Genomic DNA, 22,888 nt, shown 5'->3' on the forward strand with positions numbered 1-22,888 from the left:
TATTTTTGCTACGGCAGGAGGCCTTTATAATGCAAGTAGGATTAATTGGTTTGGGAAAAATGGGTTTGAATCTTGGCAAAAACTTGATCGATCATAAGCATGAAGTTGTGGCTTACGACGTCAATGCAGCTGCAATCCAAGAAATGAAGGAATATGGAGCTACAGGTGCTTCTACTTTGGAAGAGCTTGTGCAAGCAACTCAATCCCCTAGAGTGCTGTGGATTATGGTTCCTCACCAAATTGTTGATTCTGTGCTGGATCAGCTTCAACCGATGTTGTCCAAAGGGGACATCATCATTGAAGGTGGAAATTCTCATTACAAAGAATCCATCGCTCGCCATGCTCGTCTGAAAGAATACGGTATCAGCTTCATGGATGCAGGAACATCCGGCGGGATGGAAGGTGCACGTAATGGCGCTTGTTACATGATCGGCGGCGATCCAGAAGCTTGGACGGTTGTTGAGCCGATTTTCCGCGATACAGCGGTGGAAAATGGATATCTGTATGCAGGTAAATCCGGTAGCGGACATTTTCTGAAAATGGTTCACAATGGTGTGGAATACGGCATGATGGCATCCATCGGTGAAGGTTTTGAAGTGCTGGAGAAAAGCAAATTTGACTTTGATTATGAACAAGTAGCGCGTGTATGGAACAATGGTTCCGTTATCCGTTCTTGGCTGATGGGCTTGACTGAACGCGCATTTTCCAAAGATGCAAATCTGGACGAAATCCGTGGGGTTATGCACTCTTCCGGCGAAGGGAAATGGACAGTTGAGGAAGCACTGGATCTTCAGGCAGCAACTCCGGTCATTGCCTTGTCCTTGTTGATGCGCTACCGTTCGCTGGATGCCGATACATTCAACGGAAAAGTAGTTGCTGCACTGCGCAATGAATTTGGCGGCCACGCTGTAGAGAAGAAGTAATAACGATATAAGTTAGTATCTATCCCCGTAGCTTCATGACTGCGGGGATATTGCTATATTGTTTTTGAACATCAGGTTTTTGTAAAATCCTCGCTTATGCATATTTTTCCTTGTATATCCGCACAATAGGTAAAAAAAGGCGGAAGGATGAATTGCATATGTGCAAAAGATTTTCGTTATCGGCTGATTTGGATGAGGTCAGGGATCATTTTGGTATACAACGTGTCATGTATTATTATAAAACACGTTATAACATGAGTCCCACTCAGCATGTTCCAACCGTGCTGCATCAGGATGGAGAACGGGTACTTGATGAATTTCGTTGGGGATTTATTCCCTATTGGGGCAAGGATTGTGTCAATGCGGACCTAAATACCGTTCGAGTAAATCCCAGTTATCGCAAGATGGCGGAAACCCGCCGCTGTATTATTCCTTGCAATGGATTTTATTATTGGCGAAAATTAGGAAAACGCATGTGTGCCGTCCGGGTGGTACTGCCGGAACAGAAAATGTTTGCGGTCGCGGGGTTATATGAAATATGGCAGGATAGTCGAAAGGAGCCATTACGTACCTGTACGATGATGACGGTTCAGGCCAATACGGAGATACGTGAATTTGATCGTCGTATGCCAGCTATTTTGGAAGCTGGCCAAATGGATTCATGGCTAGACCCGTCGATCCAGAGCGTCGATGAGTTGCTGCCCTTATTGCGCACGTATGAGCAAGGTGATATGAGCATCTATCCGGTGACCCCGCTGGTGGCTAATGATGAACATGATAACCGTGAATGCATTCAAGAAATGGATTTGCAGTGGTCCTGGATAAAACCTTAAACGTATAAAAATTGAAGATTTGTATCCATTATTGATCATAAGCTTCCCGCCACCTGCATAGGTATGTAGTGGGGAACAAGCGTCATAATCCGGGGAGAGGGGAAACGGCCGAAGGAGTATCTCATATGGGATGGAGGCGATTGGCGTGAGTAACGATACACTCATCCAACTGCTGGTGCTCATGGTGACGATCATCGGTCTGGTCCAAAACCGGTAACTGACAGGTTCCAGAAGGCGGGAGAATTGCCGTAGGCAATCTTCCGTTTTTTTGCGTTAAAAAGCTCGCAGATTCATGAAGCATACGTTACAATAGATGCTGGGCTACAGGTGACAAGACACCTGAATATACGCTACATACGATGCATTTTTAAGGGAGAGCGGATCATGAGTGAATTAACTTCATTACCACCGGCTAAAAAAAGGAAATTACTGTTTAGCGCAGGGCTTAGCTGGCTGTTTGATGCTATGGATGTAGGGCTGCTTTCATTTATAGTAGCAGCGTTAGCTAAAGAGTGGCATCTCGGTTCAGAGCAGATTGGTCTGCTGACTGCGATGAATTCAATAGGAATGGTGTTTGGAGCCGCCTTAGCAGGGATTTTGGCAGATCGTTACGGTAGACGCGCCATTTTAGTGTGGACCTTATTGATCTTTTCCATTGCCAGTGGCTTGTCTGCATTGGCGACAGGTCTAGGTATGCTGCTGGTGCTGCGCTTTATTGCCGGTGCAGGCTTAGGCGGAGAATTACCTGTTGCTTCAACACTGGTGTCAGAATCAGTGCCTGTAAAAGAACGAGGGAGAGCAGTTGTGCTGCTGGAAAGCTTCTGGGCGGCAGGTTGGATTCTTTCGGCTCTTATTGCCTATTTTGTTATTCCGAAGTATGGTTGGCAGCTTGCCTTTATTCTCGGCGCAGTACCTGCCTTGTACGCTCTTTATTTGCGTAGAGCTATTGAGGATTCACCGCGGTACAAGCAGCAGAGCGTCAAACTTCCGTTACGTGCGCGATTGGCCGCGATTTGGTCGGAACCCCATCGTAAGTCTACACTAATGCTGTGGATTTTGTGGTTTACAGTTGTTTTTTCATATTATGGCATGTTCCTGTGGTTGCCGAGCATGATGTTTATGAAGGGATTTGAGCTGGTTAAAAGCTTTGAGTATGTCCTAATTATGACACTTGCACAATTACCAGGTTATTTTACTGCTGCCTATCTGATTGAAAAGCTGGGTCGCAAATTTGTACTAATTATTTACTTGCTGCTCACGGCAATATCCGCTATTTGGTTTGGCACCTCGGAAACGGCAGGAATGCTGCTGGCTGCTGGTATCTGCTTGTCCTTCTTTAATCTCGGTGCATGGGGAGCCATGTATGCTTATACTCCAGAACTGTACCCGACAGCAACCCGTTCTACCGGTGTGGGTATGGCAGCTGCATTTGGCCGCATTGGGGGCGTAATCGGGCCTTTTGTGGTCGGTATACTCGTAGGACAAGGCATAACGTTACCATCCATCTTTGCTATTTTCTTCGTAGCTATCCTGATCGGTGCAGCTGCAGTATGGTTGCTGGGTACCGAAACGAAAAATCAGGAGATTGACTAACCTTTACATTCACCTGTGTAACGATTCATAATACAAGAGAGAGGAGTGACCTAAAATGGAGCATACCTTTCTGCTCAAGGCAGACTGGAATGGGGGACGCAACAGTGACGGACGTATTGAGGCCGGACAGTTGCGGACTGCGATTTCGATTCCGGCTGAAATGGGAGGCCCTGGTGTGGGCACCAATCCGGATGAAATGCTGCTCGGTGCAGCTGCTACTTGCTATCTGATTACTTTGGCGGCGATGATGGAGCGTGCCAGTCTCCCAGTGGTATCACTGGCACTGGAATCCGAAGGGATTGTCGATGTAACGAACAACATTTTTACATATCGCCGAATTGTGCATCGTCCGCGCGTTCTATTGTCCGCCGATGCAACAGAATCGCAAATCGAACAAGCAGTGCGCCTTGCAGAGCAAGCCGAAACCTCATGTATGATCTCGCGTGCCGTAGCAGGCAATGTAGCATTGTCTACAGAACCTGTGGTGGAGCGCGCCTCTTAAGGCAACAATATTGTATCAGGAGCAATCATTTCAATTGCCCATCATTTTTTTAATTCAAGGAGGACACAACCATGACAGCACAACAAAAATTGCTCGTATTCGCAGGCTCTTATGCCGAATTGGAAGGAAACGGAGTTTATTCGTACACTTTTAATGAACAGACAGGAGCCCTGACACTACAGGATGAGTTCTCCGGCTTGAAAAATCCTACATTCCTGAATGTGGACGTTAAAAATCGGAAGCTGTATTCCATTGGAGAGACGACTTCCGCCGCAGGAGCAAAAGTAGGCGAAGCTTCCGCTTTTGAAATTGACCCGGTTAAAGGCACATTTACATTGCTGAATCGTGCGGAAAACGTAGGGTCCACAACTTGCCACATTCAGCGCGATCCATCCGATCGTTACCTGATCGTAGTCAGCTACCACGGAGGTATGGTTGGACTGATATCTCTGACTGAGGACGGACAGATTGGTGAGTTGCTGGATGTGAAACAGCACGAGGGTAAAGGTGCGCATCCTGAGCGTCAGGATCGTCCACATCCACATTCCAGTTTCTTTAGCCCGGACGGCCGCTTCCTGTTCGTACAAGATCTTGGTCTGGACCTGATCCGTATTTATACTATTGATGACAGCAAGGGGCAACTGGTGCTGCACGGTGAAACGAAAACCCATGCAGGTGCAGGCCCACGTCACTTAACGTTCCACCCGAACGGTAAATTTGCTTTTGTGATTAACGAAGTGGACTCTTCCATTACTTCTTTTGCATATGATGCAGAGGCTGGCAAGCTCACTGAGCTGGAGAGTGTACCGACATTGCCGTCTGATTTTACTGGTGAAAACACAACTGCAGAAATTGCGATTTCCCAGGATGGCGCATATCTGTACGGCTCCAACCGTGGACATGATAGCATCGTGGTATACGCTGTAGACGCAGCGACAGGCAAGCTGAGTCTGGTAGAGCACGTATCTGCTGAAGGCCAGCATCCGCGTCATTTTGCTTTGACACCTAATGGGGACTATATACTCGTAGCTAACCGCGACACCAACAATATTGTTACCTTTAAAGTGGACAAGGCAAGCGGTCGCTTGACCTATACCGGACAACAAGTAACTGTATCCAAGCCAGTATGCGTACAGCCTTTTTACTTTTCCGTGTAAAAATAGGGCAAAATCTATATCATGCGAGTGATGTAGTAACGGTATGCGGCTCGTGACCGCTACGAGAACGGATGTACAGAAAAAAATGAATATGCATATGTTGATGGTATCGATGAATTAACCAGGCATAAAAATTTATTAGTAGAAACGGCTCGTAGGGTAACCTGCAGCCGTTTTTATTTTAGCGCTGATTCATTTCTAAGAAAGGTCGTTCCCTACGTAAGCAATATTAAGTTTTAAGATCATAAATAAGATACGAATAATCTCGGTGGGAAAAGGGTACATATGTTATAAGCGGAACAGTTATCCCTTATGAAATTTAGGACAAGCTACAGATAGCAAATCCCACGAGGAGGCAACGTTATGAAAATAATTATTACACAAAAGGAAGCTGCCGACAAAGGAATCTGGACAGAGATTATGGGGATGTTTGCCGTTACCAAAGAGGACGAGGTATGGCAAAATGAAGAATTTATTCTCACCGAGGAACAGGCACGGCAGGTGGGATTACTAAAATAACCAGGTCAATAGGACATATCATCAAGTTTTAAGACCAAGTCTTAAAAAATCGTAACTTATTTTTTATGTATCTGATACACTTTTTAACCGTTCAAAGTTTATGATAGGTACACAAGGGTAATGAAGCTTACAGACACCGTGTACATACCCAAACGGCAAGGAGAGATCAGACATGATGAAATTAGCTTCGAAATGGACCGTATTGACTTTGATGATGATGCTGATTACGACGGCAGGGGCAACCGCCCAAGGCTACACACCTGTAGCAGCTGCCGAAAATCAGGAAACCGTATATATAAATCAAATGGACATTCGCAACGGACAAATGTATTTGTCAGCAGATCCGATTGAATGGTACGAAGGCGCAGCAGCAGACAAAGCATTTTTGGAGCATGAAGGAAATACAGGATTGGATGGAGCGCCGGATGGCTACTACATTGTAAACAATTCCGTGCAAAATGACGTGTATCAGGTTGCACCAGATGCTACGGTAGAGGTGCAGATTTATGACCACACGGGAAATATAGAAGACACAGACGTGCAATGGAACGAATCCATTCCTTTGGCACAGTTTGAGAAGGATTTTGCTAAAAAGGATGTTCTGGACCTCAGCCAATTTCCATACCATGTTACGCTTCGTGACGGTAAGATTGTAAAAATCGTGCAGCAGTTCATTCCTTAATATAGTAGTAAGCTCATACAAACACGTGCTTCTTACTTGATCACTGATCAGGGAAGCACGTGTTCTTTTATATTTTGCAACAAAAAAAGAGGATATCCATCCCATAAAGGGTGCGGACATCCTCTTCTCTTCATATATATAATTAGAACGATTTTGCTGCGTCTACTGCACGTTGTACGGCTGTAGCAACGATTTCTTGTGCTTGGTCTGGAGCTTGGTTATGTCCTTCCAGTACAACTTTTACGATGTCTTTTACACCGAAGAAGGTTAAGATGTTGCTCATGAAGTTCAAAGACATTTCAGCAGCAGCAGCCGGTCCTTCGGAATAAACGCCGCCTCTTGCATTCAACAGAGCTACTTTAGTGTCAGTAACAAGACCAACAGGACCTTCAGCAGTGTATTTGAATGTTTTACCAGCTTGGTTCAAGTAGTCAATGTATGTGTGCAGTACAGCTGGAATAGTCATGTTCCAGAGCGGGAATGCAAATACGACTTTGTCTGCTGCCAAGAATTGATCCAGGTAGCCATTAGCAATGTTTGCCAGGCGAGCTTCTTCTGCGTTCAATTCCATGCCTCTAGCGGATTTGAACGTGCCGTTGATCATGTTAGCATTCAGATAAGGAAGCTCAACGGAGAACAGGTCCAACTCAGTGATTTCATCAGATGGGTGGGAAGCCTTGTAGCTTTCCACAAAGGCGTTATACAATTTAACTGTTGCAGATTCTTCAGCTGTACGGTCATTAGCTTTGACGAATAATACTTTAGACATGATTTATTTCCCCCTAAGTAAGTTGAGTAAGTAAGTTAAGTTAGTAAGTTACCACGTAATATTACAATATAAAGATAATATCTGTCAACACTTCTATATTAAATTTACTTTGAACAGCTACTTTATTTTTTACACTGTAAAATTCACGTGTTTCTTTTGCAAAATATCATTTTTGCGGTAAAATTTAAATGTAAAGTCTAATGAAGAGAATGACTCGAATAAGCGAAGAAGGAAATGAACATGGTGCCAGCAAGAATGGACACTATAGTTGAACGAAAAAAGGTGAGTAGCTTGAAGATAGGTTTTTTTGATTCGGGAATGGGTGGAATTACCGTATTGTCTGAGGCGCTAAGACGTTTGCCAAATGAAAATTTTGTTTACATGGCGGATACGCTCCATGTTCCTTACGGAACAAAAACACCCGAAGAGGTGCTTGGTTATGTCAAGGCTTCGGTACAAACGATCTTAAAAGAGGATATTAAGGCATTGGTAATTGCATGTAATACGGCTACAAGTATCGCGGTGGCGGAGCTAAGGAAGGAATATCAAATTCCGATTATCGGAATGGAACCGGCAGTGAAGCCAGCGGTCGAGATGAACCGGGCCAATGGTAAAAGAGTTCTGGTGCTGGCGACACCGTTGACATTAAAACAATCCGGTTATGCAGCCCTGGTGTCCAGAGTTGACGATCACGGGAGTGTGGATTCACTACCATTGCCGGAGCTAGTACAATACTGCGAACAGTTGAACTTTGACCAAACAGAATTGTTCAATTATTTTAACCATAAGCTGTCTTCGTTTAACCTAGATATTTATGGTACGGTCGTATTGGGATGTACACATTATCCATTCTATAAGGAAATTTTGAGAGAACTGCTGCCTCCTCATATTCAACTCGTTGATGGAAGCCAGGGAACAGTCAGACGCTTGAAACAGGTGTTGTCCGAGCGTAATCTGCTGGCATCTTCGGTAAAAGTGGGTCAATCGCAGGAGGGGCACGTCAAATTTCTATGTACCAGTCAGGATAAGGCCTACGTTCAGAAGATGGAGCGAGCGCTTGAAATCTATGCGGAGCATGAAAAAATCTATTTTTAAGGAAGAACGGCTGGCGAACAGGTGGACTGGATCAGCAATCCGAAGCGCCAGCCGAATTATTTATGGACCAGATGCATAGAAAGGTTTACATGGACGTTTAATTTATCCTGAACAGGGTTCCATGAAAGGAAAAGGAAGCTATGAGCATACAGGGATGGAACCACATTTGCTTTTCGGTATCTGATTTGGAGAAGTCTATACAATTCTATCAGAATGTACTAGACGGAAAACTGCTCGTTAAAGGACGTAAGCTGGCTTATCTGGATTGCCTGGGAATGTGGTTGGCTCTCAATGTGGAAGAGGATATTCCGAGAAATGAAATTCATCATTCCTACACGCATATTGCATTTTCGGTAGCGGAAGCGGATTTTGAAAATATGCTTAACAAGCTGAGAAATTTTAATGTCACTATTTTGCCTGGACGAGAACGGGACGAACAGGATAAATGGTCAGTCTATTTTACAGACCCAGACGGACATAAGTTCGAATTCCATACAGGACAATTACAGGACCGCTTGGAATATTATAAAAATGATAAGAAGCATATGACTTTTTACGAGTAAGTAAGCGTTATCAAATAAATGAGCAAATTTTTGAATTTACATACGGGAGCGGGAGGAATACAGAAGTATGTCATTGTCGCAGGAAAGTGGCTCCAAGCAAGCGCAGGCCGTTAAAACGATGACGGTTTTCGCAATTACTTGGCCGATCTTCATAGAAATGCTATTTCATATTTTGATGGGTAGCGTAGATACGTTCATGCTCAGCCATGTTTCAGACGAGGTTGTCTCGGCTGTCGGCGTTTCCAGACAGTTAATTGAGTTTACTATTATACTTTTCAATCTGCTTGGTCTTGGAGTAGGCGTGATCATTGCTCAGTTATTAGGTGCACAAAAGCATGTGGACGCAAGCCGTGTTACCGCATCAGCATTAACCTTTAATCTGGTATTTGGTCTGGCGCTGAGTTTGATGTTTATTGTGAGCCGGGATTTTTTGCTATCCTTCTACCACATTACTCCGACAATTAAGGAAAATGCAGAAATTTATATGATGCTGGCAGGGGGTTCGCTGTTTCTGGAAGCCCTTATGCTAACCGCAGGACCGGTCATTCGCTCGCATGGCTTTACCAAAGATACGATGATCGTAGGCATTGGCATGAATATATTGCATATTGTGGGGAATGCATTACTCATATACGGCTGGTTTGGTCTGCCGCAAATGGGAGTGGCGGGAGCAGCGATATCAACGCTTATTAGCCGCGTTGTAGCTTGTGTGTGGATTTTTATATTGCTGTACAAGCGTGTAAGTGCGCCGATTCGCATCCGATATTATGTTCAGCTTCAGTGGAGCAAGCTGGTGGCGATTCTGAAGATTGGTATTCCTGCCGGGCTGGAATGGCTGTCTTACCAGCTTAGTCAAATGATGGTGACCCGATTTGTCAGCTTTATGGGGACAACGGCGATTGCCACTCATTTTTATACGAATACGATTGTATACTTTTTTATGGTATTTGGAATGGCCGTAGGTGAGGGAACCGAAATTATTGTGGCTCGCCTGATCGGAGCGGGAGACAAGGAAAAAGCGTATCATCAACTTTTACGGAGCCTGAAATGGTCTCTAGTTATTACAATTGCTGTGATCGTGGCTGTATCCTTTTTCCGATATGAAGTGATGGCGATCTTTACGGATGAGCCAGCGATCATTCAATTAGGGGCAGCGATTTTGTTGTTCTGTATATTGCTGGAGCCGGGCCGTGTGTTCAACCACGTAGTCATTAACTCCTTGCGAGCAGCAGGAGATGTTCAGTTCCCGTTAATGATGGCCATGATTTCAATGTGGGGGATTAAAATCCCGCTGGCATATGTGCTGGGTATTCATATGGGATATGGTGTGCTGGGTGTGTGGATAGCACATGCATGTGATGAATGGGTACGAGGAATTTTTCACTATTTACGCTGGAAAGGCCGGAAATGGCAGCACAAATCGCTGTTATCTAAGGCTGAGCTACAAGCAGAATCCGTATAAGTCTTTTAGGAGTACTAGAGCAGACATTTTCCAATTGAATTGGTGAATGTCTGTTTTTTTACAAAAATAAGCAAAATGGGATGTTCAAACTTTTCAAAAATTGCTAGAATATAGTAACCTCGAATGCAGTAGAGGTTTTCAAAGTTTCAAAGACGGATGGTTTCCGATTGAATCCATGAAGGAGGGAATAGGATGGAACGTAAAGTGCATATCATTCCTTACCAAGTGATCAAGCAGGAGCAACAAGTGAATGAAATACCGCGAGGTGTGGAGCTGATCCAGGCTCCAGCGGTATGGAACCAGACTCGAGGCCGAGGCATAAAGGTGGCGGTGCTGGACACGGGCTGTGATTCGGACCATCCAGATCTGAAGGCACGCATTATTGGCGGCCGTAATTTCACAGATGATGATGAAGGTGATCCAGAAATTTTCAAGGATTACAACGGTCATGGTACACATGTGGCAGGAACCATTGCGGCAGCTGAAAATGAGGCCGGTGTCGTAGGTGTCGCCCCGGAGGCAGATCTACTCATCATCAAAGTGCTAAACAAGCAAGGCTCCGGTCAATATGACTGGATTATTCAAGGTATCTATTATGCAATTGAGCAAAAGGCGGATATTATCTCGATGTCGCTGGGCGGTCCTGAGGATGTGCCTGAGCTTCATGAAGCAGTAAAAAAGGCTGTAGCCAGCCAAATCCTGGTCATCTGTGCAGCTGGCAATGAGGGAGACGGTGACGACAGAACGGACGAGCTCGGCTACCCTGGCTGCTATAATGAAGTGATCAGCGTAGGTGCTATCAACTTTGACAGACATGCCTCAGAGTTCAGCAACTCTAATAATGAGGTGGATTTGGTTGCACCAGGAGAAGATATTTTGTCCACAGTTCCGGGCGGGAAATATGCCACCTTTAGCGGAACTTCGATGGCTACTCCTCACGTAGCAGGTGCATTGGCGTTGATTAAGCAGCTGGCAAATGCGAGCTTTGAACGTGATCTCACCGAAGCGGAATTATACGCACAACTTATCAAACGCACGATCCCACTCGGCAATTCTCCTAAGCTGGAGGGCAACGGGCTACTGTACTTGACGGCAGTAGAGGAGCTATCCCGTATTTTCGACACGCAACGTGTAGCGGGAATACTAAGCACAGGATCGTTGAAGGTTAAATAGGGGTAACAATTGGGTCTATAGCGGCTCTCCTAAACGGAGAGTCGCTTTTTGTGTCTCATATTTTTGGGAAACGTCCATTTACATCGTATTCAAATGTCGGGTAACATGTATCTCAAGGAAATAGTCAAAAAAAAGTGGGGATTAGCATGGAACAAATGATTACAAAAGTCAGCGAGCTAAGACGTACGGGACAGGCAATGGAAGCACGTGTGCTCTTATTAGAGGCCCTTGAGCAGGACCCGAAAGAAGCGGAGTTATGGTATCAGACAGCCTGGACGCACGACGTATTGGGCATGGAAAGGGAGGCGGTTCCCTTTTATGAAAAAAGCCTAAGTATGGCACTATCCGCAGATTCCAGGAGAGGAGCCATCCTAGGATTAAGTAGTACATATCGTGTATTGGGGGATTACGCCAAGGCGAAAGTGTGGTTGGACACAGGAATGAACGAATTTCCGGATTACAGACCGTTTCGGGTATTCTACGCTATGGTGTTATATAATCTGGGGGAACATGGAAAGGCCATGAAGGGGCTGCTCATGGAGTTGGCTGAAACGACCGCAGACAATTCATTACAGGAGTACTCCCGTGCCATTCAATACTATGCAGATAAGTTGGACCAAATCGAGGAATGAATAGGCCAGAGTGTGAGCATAAGCGGCATTGTATATAAGCGTTTCCTACATAAAAAGATCACAGTCAGAGAGCAGGAAGCCTCTTTTTCTGACTGTGATCTTTTGCTTTTTATTGTCTAGCTATAGGGTCGTACCTGGATGAGGTATATGCCGTGATTATTGCGCACCCTCCGTAACGGCGATTTCTTTCTCCAGATTTTCTCTGGACAAGTTGGCGGTCAAGTAATCTGGTGTTTCGGGTAAGACGAGGTGCAAATTGGATTTTTGACAAATGCGGATTGTGCACTTGTCGACAACAAAGTCAAAGACATGCCCGCCTCCAGTGCGTTCATCATTAATAAAATGAAGATGAAATCCGGCAACTCCAATTCCTTGGGCATAAGCAGGCGTCCAAAAGCCTGTGATTACACCAGAAGCTTCGTTGAAAGTAAAGGTAGGCTGTGACTTGGTTGCTTCGATAAAAGGTTTGTAAGGCTTCATTTGATGAGGCACGGTACGTGTCTTTACTTCTCTAAAGGTACCATCCATACGGAAGGCATAGAACAGATTACGACTTGGAAACAGCTTTAGCAGCAGGGCTTCCAGCTCTTCACGCTGCATGGGATGGTCAATAGTATATGTGAAATCTTCACGGAAAAAGGTGACGGTGGAAAACGGAGTGGTTTCTTCCGGTTTTACGCGATGGGCCGTACCGTCTGGAAGCAAGTGGTAAAATTCACCATCGAACGCGATCATCTCGCCGTTCAGTTGATCAAAGGTACCGAGTCCGAAATCCCCGTGCTTTTGTAGCTCCTCAAAGGCAACAACACCGTCATAAAGACCATCTAATAAAGCAAGCATGGTGGACGTTTGGTAAATATCATGATCAGTTGCTTGCTTGGTTTCCAGTTCTGTAACGGTCATGGCAATACACTTCCTTTGTAATTGTATACATTTATTTTCTTTCTTTTTCAATAATAAACGTAAAATTTCAGTGAATAACATGAATGAATCAAAAAAAGTCATAAAAAAACGGCAAATTCCCTAATTGTCACAAAGCCGTCACGAGTGAGCTATAGTGAAGATTAGTTTAATTGGTTTGGCAGTAGTTTGCGTCCCAATTGGATATTATCCTGATAATCAATCGGGATATCAACGACCACGGGACCATCCGTATGAAGCGCCTGCTGCAATACGCTTTCCAGCTCTTCAGGAGAGTGCACGCGTAATCCAGTAGCCCCGAAACTTTCCGCATATTTGACGACATCGACATCTCCAAATTTCACGCCAGACGTTCTGCCATATTTAATTTGTTGTTGGAAAGCGACCATGTCATAGGAACCATCTCTCCATACGATATGCACGAGTGGAGAGTTAAGGCGTACGGCGGTTTCCAGCTCCATGGATGAAAAGAGGAATCCTCCGTCTCCAGAAATAGAAACGACTTTTTGACCGGGATTAACGAGTGTAGCAGCAATTCCCCAAGGCAGTGCTACGCCCAGTGTCTGCATTCCGTTGCTGAATAAAAGGCGCCGCGGTTCATACGAGCGGAAATAACGTGCCATCCAAATGTAGTGTGAGCCGACATCACAGGTGACTGTAACATTATCATCAATCAGGCTGCGCAGTGTGCGAATAAATTGCAATGGATGAATCAGAAAATCATGCTTGTGTGCTGGAACAGCTGCTTGTTCGTTCAGATCATGGCGCAAACGATTCAATTGGTCGCAGGAGGATTTAGGTAGCTTTAAGGTAGGCAATTCTTCTGCGAGGCTACTCACAATCAGGCCTATATTCCCGATTAACTCGTAGTCCGGTTGATAATCATGATCAATATCGGCTTGATGGTCATCCAGATGGATGAGTGTCCGGTTCGCCGGAATATTCCAGTTTTTAGGATCGTATTCGATAGGATCATAGCCAATGGTCAGTACCAGATCCGCAGCTCCAAGAAGCATATCACCCGGTTGATTTTGAAACAGCCCCACTCTTCCAAAATAGTGGTCTTCCAGTTCACGGGAGATGGCTCCAGCGGCCTGGAAGGTTTCGACAACAGGCAGATCTGTATCTCGAATGAGAGCACGGATAGCTGCGGTGGCTTCAGGCGTGCTGGCTTTCATACCGAGAAGAAGTACGGGCAGCTTGGCTTTTCTAATTTGACCTGCGACTTGTTTGATAACCCCGGCGGGCGCGGTTCCGAGTTGGGGAAGAGAAACCTTCTCAATAACTGTTACTTCGGATGACGAAGTCAACACGTCCTGCGGCAGACTGACAAATGTGGCTCCAGGCTGGGCTGAGGTCGCAATCCGAAATGCATTAGCAATCGCCTCCGGTACATTATCGGGATGTTCTACTTCTACACTGTACTTGGTGATGGGCTCAAATAGTCCGGCGTTATCCATAGATTGATGTGTGCGTTTCAAGCGTTCGGATCTTGGGACTGCACCCGCAATAGCGACGACAGGGTCACTTTCTGCATTAGCGGTGACAAGTCCTGTCGCCAAGTTAGACGCGCCTGGACCTGACGTAACAATGCATACGCCCGGTTTACCAGTTAACCGACCGACCGCTGCTGCCATAAAGGCGGCATTTTGTTCATGACGGCATACGATCAATTCTGGGCCCCGATCTTGAAGAACATCAAAAACAGAATCGATCTTGGCACCTGGAATACCAAAAATATGCGTCACTCCCTGCTTGATCAAACAATCAACAACAAGGTCGGCTCCTTTTGTATCGGTTATAGTTTTAGTTTGAACAGCTTGCACTTTTGTACTCAATGCTACCACCTCTTCTTTTTCTCTTTGAAATAAATTAATGAAATACTTTCAATGTAAAACAATGGATGTATATGACAATTATAATACAATAACTGGTATTTTCAAGAAAGAAATTTTCTGAAAAAGAAATGAAAATATATAAAACGTTTTCAAAGTTTGATCCATTAGGAAAAATAAAAAGTGTGGAATTTTCTTTTGGGTCGGCTGTTGAGGAAATATGGAACAGATTTGCCCCCAGTGGCGGTCGATCATTTTTTACCTGCTCACATGATAAAAATCACTTTCCTCTACAAAGGATAGCGGTTACAATGTAATTGTTGTTAACGTAAACATTAAATTTAAGGTGAAGTAATCCAGCGTAGTTTGATGTACAGGTATCATATTATAGGTGTGTTGTCCTGTATAATCATATGTATTCTTATGTTATGTGGATTATAATTGTTAAAAGGAAAGTAGTGCTTCGGACATTTTTGTTAACGTTAACAAATCGCTGGGAAACACGATTATAGAAGGGATGAGAAAGTAATGACCAAAACGTTTTTAGACGAAAACTTTTTGTTGAGCAATCCAATGGCTGAAACCTTATATCATCAGTATGCCAAGGATATGCCGATTATCGACTATCATTGCCATTTAAGTCCGCAAGAAATTTATGAAAATAAAAAGTTCAAGAATATTACGGAAGCTTGGCTGTACGGGGATCATTACAAGTGGAGACTTATGCGCGCGAATGGGGTAGAGGAGCGATTAATCACGGGTGATGGTGAAGATTATGACAAGTTTCTGGCCTGGGCCAAAATTGTACCTACACTGATCGGCAACCCGTTATACCATTGGACGCATTTGGAGCTTCAACGCTTTTTTGGCGTCTATGAGCTGCTGAATGAACAGAATGCACCTGTAATCTGGGAAAAGGTAAACCAAAAGCTGCAGGGACCGGGTTATGGAGCGCGTGATCTGATTGTGAATTCCAAGGTAACTGTCGTGTGCACCACGGATGATCCGACCGACCATCTCGAATATCACAAACAAATTAGCAAGCTGACTGATTTCCCAGTAGCTGTGCTGCCAAGCTTCCGCCCTGACAAAGCCTTGGAAATTAATCGCGAAACCTTCCAGCCTTGGGTGACCCGATTGGGGGAAGTCAGCGGATTGGATGTTTCCGGGCTTGAAGGATTTTTGAATGCGCTGGCAAGTCGTGTGCGTCATTTTCATGCTGCCGGAGGGCGGGTATCTGATCATGCGCTGGATACTGTTGTCTATGAAGAAACAACACTTGAGGAAGCGGCAGCCATATTTAGCAAGGCGCTGAAGGAAGGCCATGTGACTCCGGTAGAAGAAGCCAAATATAAGTCATACATTTTGGTCTTCCTTGGCAAACAGTATGCTGAGCACGGCTGGGCGATGCAATACCACATTCACGCCCTGCGTAACAACAATACGGCGATGTTCCGTTGTTTGGGGCCAGATACAGGCTACGATGCTGTAAATGATGGTTCCATCGCTCGTCCACTGGTAGCATTGCTGGATGCTCAGGAACTGGCCGGAGGATTGCCGAGAACGATTTTGTATTCGCTTAATCCGGTTGACTATCCAGTACTGGCAAGTCTTGCAGGCAGTTTCCAATCCGGCGGTACAGTTGGAAAAATCCAGTTTGGTACGGCATGGTGGTTTAACGACCATATCGAAGGCATGCTGGAGCAGATGAAGCTGCTGGCTAATTACGGAGTGCTCTCCCGCTTTATTGGTATGCTGACGGATTCTCGCAGTTTTCTATCCTACACACGCCATGAATATTTCCGCCGTATCCTTTGCGATTTAATTGGAACATGGGTTCAGGAAGGCAAGGCTCCTGAGGATCTGGAACTGCTCGGAGCCATGGTACAAAATATTTGCTACAATAACGCCGAGCAATATTTTAACTTCCCAACGGTTGTTCATAGTAAGTGAGGTTACTCTTTAGGGTGAGAACTCACTAACTTCAGAGAAAAAGAGCTCTTGCTAGGAGCTTGTTGCAAACTCCCGGCAAGGGCCATTGAGTACAAAGAAGATATTAATAACTATGTGAAAATAATTACAATTAAAGAGGAGTGTGTAGGTATGGGAGTGCCTATCGTGCAGGGGAGCGTCCAAACTGACAACAAGACAGGTGAGCATATTAGCCTGAAAGAAAAAATTTCGTATGGTATGGGTGACTTTGGAAACGGATTCATGTTTGACTTGGGACAGTTGTATTTGCTGAAATTTTTTACGGATGTAGCAGGAGTTTCTGCAGGAGCCGCCGCAGGCATTTTCTTGGTCAGCAAGTTGTTTGCCGCCGTCTGTGATCCCATTGTCGGGTCCTTTGTTGACTATCGTAAACATATCGGTACACGTGGGAAATTTAGACCTTTTCTTGTCTTTGGAAGCGTTATCCTTGCTATTCTTACGATTCTTACCTTTATTTCGCCGAATATATCACCTACAGGAAAACTCATATACGCCTACGCGTCCTATATGATCTGGGGGATCGGCTACTCGATTGTAAACATTCCATACGGCTCGCTGGGTGCCGCCATTACGCAGGATACTCATCAGCGTGCCTCATTGTCATCTTTCCGTCAGGCGGGATCACTGGGCGCATTATTCGTAACCAGTGTCGTGGTCATGCCGCTTATTTTATTGTTTCCTAACCATCATGTGGGCTATCCGGTGGTTATGGGGATAATGTCGTTTATTGGTGTGATCGCTTTCATCATATGTTACCGGGGAACGAAAGAACGTATTATTAGCCAGTCCGGGCCAAAAGAGAAGCTGTCTTTAGGCGTGATCGTGCATACCTTTACGAATAACAAGCCTTTGCTGGTACTCGTTTTGATGACGATTTTCACCATTTCCGCGTACAATATCAAGTCCGCATTGTTGATCTATTTTGCCGAATATAATTTGGGGCATGTAGAATTAATGGCGTATATGAATTTTATTATCATTGGTTCGTCACTGCTGGGTGTATTGTTCCTGCCCAAACTGGTACGGCGCTTTGGTAAACGAAAAACAGCCATCCTCGGGATGCTGGTTAGCGTCATTGCCGATTCCATTAACTTTTTTATGCCTTCCAACGTATATATTTTCACAATTTTGGCCAGTATTTCGTTCATTGGCATTAGTATTCCCAACGGGGTTACCTGGGCATTTGTGTCCGATATCATTGATTACGGCGAATGGTCATCCGGGGAGCGCAAGGAAGGGATTACCTACTCTCTATTCAACTTTTCACGTAAATTGGCTCAATCCTTGTCTGGTTTTCTATCGGGTATAGGATTGGCGCTTGTCGGGTATGTACCGAATGTAGTTCAATCCTCTGGAACACTGCTTGGAATCAAGGCCTTGCTTTGTCTTTATCCGGCTGTTGCCCTGGCTTTGGCCATGCTGGTGATCGGTAAAATGTACAAGCTGACAGACAGCAGACATGCAGAGATGGTCCAAGAATTACAACGTCGACATGCGGATAACCGCGTATAATTTGTGAAAGTCTTCTTTTCCGGGCGGCTCCTGTGGTATGGTGGGTATATAATTTTTTTAGAGCCTCACTAAGGAAAGGATACGTATATGGCAGCTACTATTAAAGACATTGCCAAACTGGCTAATGTTTCCCATACGACCGTCTCCCGGGCGCTCAATAACAGCCCGCTGATTAAAGAAGATACGAAACGCAAAATTATGGAGTTGGCAGAGCAGCTCAATTACATTCCAAATTACAATGCCAAAAGCCTGGTTCTCCAGCGCTCGCATACGATCGGCCTGTTTTTCACCAGTATTTCAGAAGGCACCAGCTCCAGTTTTTTTGCGGATACCATCCGTGGCGTTAATAACGTCATTGGGGTGGATTACAATCTGTTTGTGCGAGGAATTGACGATTACGCTGATTTTTCTGCTATTCATCGCAAGCGTTTTGATGGCATTATTCTGATGAGTCAAAGCGAAGCGGACAACCCTTTTATTTATCATGTGCTTGGGCAAGGTATTCCGCTTGTTGTACTGAACCGTCAGGTGTCTGGGGCTGGGATTGTAAACGTGATTTCTAACGATAAAGAAGGTTCCTATGAAGCGGTCTCCTTTCTCATTGAAAGTGGGCATGAACGAATTGCGATTATCGAAGGGGTAGAAGGCTTCAAGTCTACTCAGCAACGCCGCGAGGGTTTCATGAATGCATTAATTGATCGTGGCAAGCCAATTCGGCACGAATATATCGTGCAGGGTCACTATGACACTGAAAGCGGAAGCCTGGCAATGAAGCAGCTGCTTGCCTTGGAGGAGCCACCAACAGCGGTATTTTGCTCTAACGATGATATGGCTATTGGCGCGATGAATGCGGTATTTGAAAATGGTCTGAAAGTACCAGAGGATATCTCTGTCATTGGTTTTGATGATATCGGCTTCTCAATGTATACGACACCACCGTTAACGACGGTCAAGAGACCCATTGAGCAGATTAGTGAGCGCGGAGCCGCTTGCATTCTGGAACGAATTCAGTCACCGTCCAATGAGGGCGAGCTTATATTTATGGAAACCGCGCTCATGAAGCGGAAATCGACGGCAGACAGATCACGCTGAGTTTGTTATGTAAAAAGAGGCAGCCCCCAAGGGACAGGAACAATGCTCACGCGCTGTTCCCGTTCCTTTTTTGTTGAAATGAGCACTGCTTCGTCATGGATTTAACGAAAGAGATTGGTTTTAGCCAGTTCAACAATCTCGTCTCCGCGTCCGTTCAGCACGGCTTTCATCATCCACAGCGTAAAGCCTTCTGCTTGCTTAAGATTAATTTTAGGTGGCATGGACAGCTCCTGACGGTTCACCACCACATCTACCACAACAGGGCCATCATGAGCCAATGCTTGCTGAATAGCATCTTCCAGCATGGTCGGATCTTCAACACGGATGCCCTTGAGTCCCATAGCTTGCGCTACAGCACCAAAATCAGGGTTAACCAGTTCAGTTCCGTTTTCCAGAAATCCGGCGGCTTTCATTTCCAACTCGACAAAACCGAGAGCGCCGTTATTAAAAACAATAACCTTTACAGGCAGTTGATGCTGTTTTAAGGTGAGCAGGTCGCCCATCAGCATCGTAAGTCCGCCATCGCCTGAGAGGGCAATCACTTGTCGGTCAGGCTCAGTGGCCTGCGCACCGATTGCCTGCGGCAGTGCATTTGCCATCGTGCCATGATTGAAGGAACCGAGAAGCCGGCGCTGACCATTCATTTGCAAATAACGCGCCGCCCATACAGTGGGGGTACCGACATCACAAGTGAAAATAGCATTTTCCTGGGCTGTATCACTGATAACCTTGGCTAAATATTGCGGATGGATCGGCATATGACCTGGTTTACCAACCGCCAGATCGTCCAACTCCTGGCGTACCTTAGCATAATGGGAGACGGTTTTTTCCAGATGTTTGGAATCATGCTTCGATGTCAAATGAGGAAGCAGCATTTCCAACGTTGCCCTTACATCCCCGCATAATCCATATGCCAACGGAGTACGTCTGCCGAGATGGGAAGGATCTATATCTACCTGTAGGACAATTGCATGTTCAGGATAAAATTGTCTGTAAGGAAAGTCTGTTCCAAGCATAAGCAGGACATCACAATCCATCAAAGCATGGTACCCGGAAGAATACCCGATCAATCCTGTTAATCCAGCATAATAGGGGTTGTCATATTCCAGATATTCCTTGCCTCGCAGGGCGGATACCATAGGAGACTTTAGCTTGTCGCACAGCTGCATAAGCAAGTCGTGAGATTGAGCACAGCCAGCGCCGCATAGCAGGGTAATTCGTTTGCCGTTATTCAAGTATTCGGCCAGCCGGGAAATTTCTGAAGCGGACGGATGGACGACAGGCGCTGTAGGATGATAGACATGTTCAGGGGTGGGGACCTTTTCTGCTTCTAAAGCTGCCACATCCCCGGGAAGCACAATGACGGAGACACCTGAACGTGAAACGGCCTGCTGAATAGCCATGGTCACTGTTCTTGGAATTTGGCGAGGTGTCGTAATCACCTCACAAAAGTGACTGCATTCTCCAAAAAGATGCTCGGGGTGCGTAGCCTGAAAATATTCACTTCCGATCTCATCGCTTGGAATATGAGCCGCAATAGCGAGTACAGGCACTCGATTGCGGTGGCAATCATATAAACCGTTAATCAAATGCAGATTTCCGGGTCCGCTACTACCGGCACATACAGCAATGCTGCCGCTAAGGTCAGCATCTGCTCCAGCTGCAAAGGCAGCCACTTCTTCGTGCCTTACGTGAATCCATTCAATTTGACCGTTGCTACGAATGGAATCCACCATATTATTTAATGAATCTCCAACGATACCATAGATCCGCTTGACCCCTGCATTGACCAAAACTTGTACAATAGTATCTGCGATTGTCTTCATAGATGTTCCTCCTGCTTAGTAAGTAGTTTTATCCTGCCCGTGCTTTCTTGCGTCTATTCTGCTGAAAATATATATGGACAAGGTCTCAGGATAGGGTGATAGTTAGCCTTAACCGTCTTGACTGAGATGCGAAACAATAGAAAAAGGACGAGATACTCGCAGATTTTTGTATAGACGCATATGTTAACGTGTTCATATTATTGTCATTATTTTTTTTATAAACTAAAAATGTTGATAAAACTATTTTGTTAACGTGTGCATTGTGATAAAATAACGATGAAATCATTATGGTACTAGTGGGAGGCTACTCCGGATGAAACAAGTAGATGAATTAGACCAATTAAACAGAAAAAGCTTTATTGTTACAGAACCGTTTCCTGAGAGGGTGCTGCAATTCGGGGAAGGCAACTTCCTGCGTGCTTTTGTAGACTGGCAATTTGAAAAAATGAATAAGCTGGCAGAATGGAATACAGGAGTTGTAATTGTACAGCCACAGCCAGGAGGACTTGTGGAGAAGCTTAACGTGCAGGATGGTCTCTATACGGTTATCCTTGAAGGAATTAAGGATGGGCAGGCCATGAAGGAACATACCGTTGTGGAATGCGTCACGCGTGGAATTAATCCATACGGCTCGGAATTTTTGGAATATGAAGCATTATCCCAAAAGCCGGAGCTGCGCTTTATTGTATCAAACACGACGGAGGCAGGGATCGCTTATGCACCTGAGGACCAATTGGACGATCGCCCGCAAAAGAGCTTTCCTGGCAAGCTGACCGCCTTTCTGTACAAGCGCTTTCAATTTTTCGGAGGCGATCAATCCAAGGGACTGGTGATCATTCCATGCGAGCTCATCGACCGAAATGGAGACGCTCTCAAGGAAATCGTGCTGAAATACGCAAACCAATGGGAGCTTGGGGCTGAGTTTATTGCATGGATAAAGGAATCGAATACGTTCTGCAACAGTTTGGTGGATCGGATTGTACCTGGTTATCCCAAAGACCGTATTCATGAAATCCAAGCAGAACTGGGTTACAAGGACGATTTGGTTGTTGTGGGCGAACAGTATCATTTATGGGTTATTGAAGGGCCACAGTGGCTTAAAGAAGAATTGCCTGCTCATTTGGCCGGATTGAATGTACTGATTGTCGACGATATGGCGCCATATCGTACACGGAAGGTGCGTATTTTGAATGGGGCACATACGGCGCTTACACCTGTAGCTTATTTATATGGCCTGGAAACGGTGGGGCAGGCGGTCGAGCATGATGTTATGGGCGATTATATCCAGTCGTTGATTCGAGAAGAAATTATTCCGACACTGGACTCACCAGAAGCGGAATTGAATGTATATGCGGACGATGTGATTGAACGATTCCGTAATCCCTATGTAAGTCATTATGTCATGAGCATCGCATTGAATTCGGTGTCCAAGTTCAAGACACGGAACTTGCCATCCTTGCTTCAGTATGTGGCACAGCGTAAGGTGCTGCCTGCCAAACTGGTATTTTCGCTGGCGTCCTTACTCGTATTCTACCGGGGGGACCGAGAAGGCGAGTCGATTGCATTGGCAGACGAAGCGGAAGTATTAAGCACGTTCGGCGAACTGTGGAGTACGTATGACGGAACTCTTGCTGGAGCGAAGCAATTGACTGAGCAGGTACTTGGCAAGCAGACGTGGTGGGGCCAAGACCTGAATCAGATCGAAGGGCTGGCTGAACAAACGGCGCAGCACGTGTATGAAATTACAAGCAGAGGAATGAAGGAGACGCTTGATTCTCTAACCGGGAACAGCGTGCCCGGAGCATAA

20 protein-coding genes are annotated in these 22,888 nt (G+C 45.4%); 16 read left to right on the forward strand and 4 right to left on the reverse strand.

Annotated features, from left to right (window positions below; translation table 11 throughout):
* Positions 1-29: 29 nt before the first annotated feature.
* From gnd to ABEW32_RS22290, 7 genes are all read left to right on the forward strand, one after another.
* Positions 30-923, forward strand: coding sequence for a phosphogluconate dehydrogenase (NAD(+)-dependent, decarboxylating) (gene gnd, locus ABEW32_RS22260; protein ID WP_430191826.1), 894 nt, complete (start codon positions 30-32; stop codon positions 921-923).
* Between the two features lie 158 nt (positions 924-1,081).
* The gene (locus tag ABEW32_RS22265; RefSeq protein WP_430191828.1) at positions 1,082-1,756 is read left to right on the forward strand and encodes an SOS response-associated peptidase; all 675 of its coding nucleotides are present in this window, start codon (positions 1,082-1,084) and stop codon (positions 1,754-1,756) included.
* A gap of 384 nt (positions 1,757-2,140) precedes the next feature.
* Positions 2,141-3,349: an MFS transporter gene (locus ABEW32_RS22270; protein WP_430191830.1), complete on the forward strand. Its 1,209-nt coding sequence runs from the start codon at positions 2,141-2,143 to the stop codon at positions 3,347-3,349.
* A gap of 55 nt (positions 3,350-3,404) precedes the next feature.
* Positions 3,405-3,851 (forward strand): OsmC family protein, encoded by a 447-nt coding sequence (locus ABEW32_RS22275; protein ID WP_430191832.1) that lies wholly within the window; start codon positions 3,405-3,407, stop codon positions 3,849-3,851.
* A 71-nt stretch (positions 3,852-3,922) separates the two neighbouring features.
* On the forward strand, positions 3,923-5,008 hold the full coding sequence (locus ABEW32_RS22280) for a lactonase family protein (RefSeq protein WP_430191834.1): 1,086 nt from the start codon (positions 3,923-3,925) through the stop codon (positions 5,006-5,008).
* 363 nt (positions 5,009-5,371) lie between these two features.
* Positions 5,372-5,527 carry a hypothetical protein gene (locus ABEW32_RS22285; protein ID WP_013370850.1) on the forward strand — a complete coding sequence of 52 codons (156 nt, stop codon included), beginning with the start codon at positions 5,372-5,374 and terminating at the stop codon, positions 5,525-5,527.
* Between the two features lie 172 nt (positions 5,528-5,699).
* Positions 5,700-6,209, forward strand: coding sequence for a hypothetical protein (locus ABEW32_RS22290; RefSeq protein ID WP_430191836.1), 510 nt, complete (start codon positions 5,700-5,702; stop codon positions 6,207-6,209).
* Positions 6,210-6,351: 142 nt separating this feature from the next.
* On the opposite strand, the gene ABEW32_RS22295 is transcribed toward ABEW32_RS22290, so the two are convergent.
* Positions 6,352-6,978 carry an FMN-dependent NADH-azoreductase gene (locus ABEW32_RS22295; protein ID WP_430191838.1) on the reverse strand — a complete coding sequence of 209 codons (627 nt, stop codon included), beginning with the start codon at positions 6,976-6,978 and terminating at the stop codon, positions 6,352-6,354.
* A 240-nt stretch (positions 6,979-7,218) separates the two neighbouring features.
* Between ABEW32_RS22295 and murI the strand changes: the two genes are divergently transcribed.
* From murI to ABEW32_RS22320, 5 genes are all read left to right on the forward strand, one after another.
* On the forward strand, positions 7,219-8,073 hold the full coding sequence (murI, locus tag ABEW32_RS22300; RefSeq protein ID WP_430191840.1) for a glutamate racemase: 855 nt from the start codon (positions 7,219-7,221) through the stop codon (positions 8,071-8,073).
* Positions 8,074-8,213: 140 nt separating this feature from the next.
* Positions 8,214-8,636 (forward strand): metallothiol transferase FosB, encoded by a 423-nt coding sequence (gene fosB / locus ABEW32_RS22305; protein ID WP_430191842.1) that lies wholly within the window; start codon positions 8,214-8,216, stop codon positions 8,634-8,636.
* A gap of 67 nt (positions 8,637-8,703) precedes the next feature.
* Complete coding sequence (locus tag ABEW32_RS22310) at positions 8,704-10,098, forward strand: MATE family efflux transporter (RefSeq protein WP_430191844.1); 1,395 nt, start codon at positions 8,704-8,706, stop codon at positions 10,096-10,098.
* Positions 10,099-10,290: 192 nt separating this feature from the next.
* Positions 10,291-11,271, forward strand: coding sequence for a S8 family peptidase (locus tag ABEW32_RS22315; RefSeq protein ID WP_430191846.1), 981 nt, complete (start codon positions 10,291-10,293; stop codon positions 11,269-11,271).
* Between the two features lie 146 nt (positions 11,272-11,417).
* The gene (locus tag ABEW32_RS22320; protein ID WP_430191848.1) at positions 11,418-11,903 is read left to right on the forward strand and encodes a tetratricopeptide repeat protein; all 486 of its coding nucleotides are present in this window, start codon (positions 11,418-11,420) and stop codon (positions 11,901-11,903) included.
* A gap of 156 nt (positions 11,904-12,059) precedes the next feature.
* Here the strand turns inward: ABEW32_RS22320 and budA are convergent, their stop codons facing one another.
* Both budA and alsS read right to left on the reverse strand, forming a co-directional pair.
* Positions 12,060-12,806 (reverse strand): acetolactate decarboxylase, encoded by a 747-nt coding sequence (budA, locus tag ABEW32_RS22325; RefSeq protein WP_430191850.1) that lies wholly within the window; start codon positions 12,804-12,806, stop codon positions 12,060-12,062.
* Positions 12,807-12,967: 161 nt separating this feature from the next.
* Positions 12,968-14,671: an acetolactate synthase AlsS gene (gene alsS, locus ABEW32_RS22330; RefSeq protein ID WP_430191852.1), complete on the reverse strand. Its 1,704-nt coding sequence runs from the start codon at positions 14,669-14,671 to the stop codon at positions 12,968-12,970.
* A gap of 516 nt (positions 14,672-15,187) precedes the next feature.
* Between alsS and uxaC the strand changes: the two genes are divergently transcribed.
* The 3 genes from uxaC (at position 15,188) to ABEW32_RS22345 (ending at position 19,255) form a co-directional block, all read left to right on the forward strand.
* Positions 15,188-16,612 (forward strand): glucuronate isomerase, encoded by a 1,425-nt coding sequence (gene uxaC / locus ABEW32_RS22335; protein ID WP_430191854.1) that lies wholly within the window; start codon positions 15,188-15,190, stop codon positions 16,610-16,612.
* A 150-nt stretch (positions 16,613-16,762) separates the two neighbouring features.
* Positions 16,763-18,163, forward strand: a complete 1,401-nt coding sequence (locus tag ABEW32_RS22340; protein ID WP_430191856.1) for an MFS transporter — start codon at positions 16,763-16,765, stop codon at positions 18,161-18,163.
* 87 nt (positions 18,164-18,250) lie between these two features.
* Complete coding sequence (locus ABEW32_RS22345; protein ID WP_430191858.1) at positions 18,251-19,255, forward strand: LacI family DNA-binding transcriptional regulator; 1,005 nt, start codon at positions 18,251-18,253, stop codon at positions 19,253-19,255.
* Between the two features lie 101 nt (positions 19,256-19,356).
* On the opposite strand, the gene poxB is transcribed toward ABEW32_RS22345, so the two are convergent.
* On the reverse strand, positions 19,357-21,081 hold the full coding sequence (gene poxB / locus ABEW32_RS22350; RefSeq protein ID WP_430191860.1) for a ubiquinone-dependent pyruvate dehydrogenase: 1,725 nt from the start codon (positions 21,079-21,081) through the stop codon (positions 19,357-19,359).
* 313 nt (positions 21,082-21,394) lie between these two features.
* Here poxB and ABEW32_RS22355 point away from each other — a divergent pair, with 313 nt between their 5' ends.
* A complete protein-coding gene (locus ABEW32_RS22355) occupies positions 21,395-22,888 on the forward strand; it encodes a tagaturonate reductase (RefSeq protein WP_430191862.1) in 1,494 nt (497 codons plus the stop codon).

It is taken from the genome of Paenibacillus jamilae (assembly GCF_050482105.1).
Taxonomy (GTDB): domain Bacteria; phylum Bacillota; class Bacilli; order Paenibacillales; family Paenibacillaceae; genus Paenibacillus; species Paenibacillus jamilae_B.

Coding starts and splice junctions, on each gene's coding strand:
- gnd (WP_430191826.1), top strand. CDS start 30: ATGCAAGTAGGATTAATTGGTTTGGGAAAAATGGGTTTGAATCTTGGC.
- ABEW32_RS22265 (WP_430191828.1), top strand. CDS start 1,082: ATGTGCAAAAGATTTTCGTTATCGGCTGATTTGGATGAGGTCAGGGAT.
- ABEW32_RS22270 (WP_430191830.1), top strand. CDS start 2,141: ATGAGTGAATTAACTTCATTACCACCGGCTAAAAAAAGGAAATTACTG.
- ABEW32_RS22275 (WP_430191832.1), top strand. CDS start 3,405: ATGGAGCATACCTTTCTGCTCAAGGCAGACTGGAATGGGGGACGCAAC.
- ABEW32_RS22280 (WP_430191834.1), top strand. CDS start 3,923: ATGACAGCACAACAAAAATTGCTCGTATTCGCAGGCTCTTATGCCGAA.
- ABEW32_RS22285 (WP_013370850.1), top strand. CDS start 5,372: ATGAAAATAATTATTACACAAAAGGAAGCTGCCGACAAAGGAATCTGG.
- ABEW32_RS22290 (WP_430191836.1), top strand. CDS start 5,700: ATGATGAAATTAGCTTCGAAATGGACCGTATTGACTTTGATGATGATG.
- ABEW32_RS22295 (WP_430191838.1), bottom strand. CDS start 6,978: ATGTCTAAAGTATTATTCGTCAAAGCTAATGACCGTACAGCTGAAGAA.
- murI (WP_430191840.1), top strand. CDS start 7,219: ATGGTGCCAGCAAGAATGGACACTATAGTTGAACGAAAAAAGGTGAGT.
- fosB (WP_430191842.1), top strand. CDS start 8,214: ATGAGCATACAGGGATGGAACCACATTTGCTTTTCGGTATCTGATTTG.
- ABEW32_RS22310 (WP_430191844.1), top strand. CDS start 8,704: ATGTCATTGTCGCAGGAAAGTGGCTCCAAGCAAGCGCAGGCCGTTAAA.
- ABEW32_RS22315 (WP_430191846.1), top strand. CDS start 10,291: ATGGAACGTAAAGTGCATATCATTCCTTACCAAGTGATCAAGCAGGAG.
- ABEW32_RS22320 (WP_430191848.1), top strand. CDS start 11,418: ATGGAACAAATGATTACAAAAGTCAGCGAGCTAAGACGTACGGGACAG.
- budA (WP_430191850.1), bottom strand. CDS start 12,806: ATGACCGTTACAGAACTGGAAACCAAGCAAGCAACTGATCATGATATT.
- uxaC (WP_430191854.1), top strand. CDS start 15,188: ATGACCAAAACGTTTTTAGACGAAAACTTTTTGTTGAGCAATCCAATG.
- ABEW32_RS22340 (WP_430191856.1), top strand. CDS start 16,763: ATGGGAGTGCCTATCGTGCAGGGGAGCGTCCAAACTGACAACAAGACA.
- ABEW32_RS22345 (WP_430191858.1), top strand. CDS start 18,251: ATGGCAGCTACTATTAAAGACATTGCCAAACTGGCTAATGTTTCCCAT.
- poxB (WP_430191860.1), bottom strand. CDS start 21,081: ATGAAGACAATCGCAGATACTATTGTACAAGTTTTGGTCAATGCAGGG.
- ABEW32_RS22355 (WP_430191862.1), top strand. CDS start 21,395: ATGAAACAAGTAGATGAATTAGACCAATTAAACAGAAAAAGCTTTATT.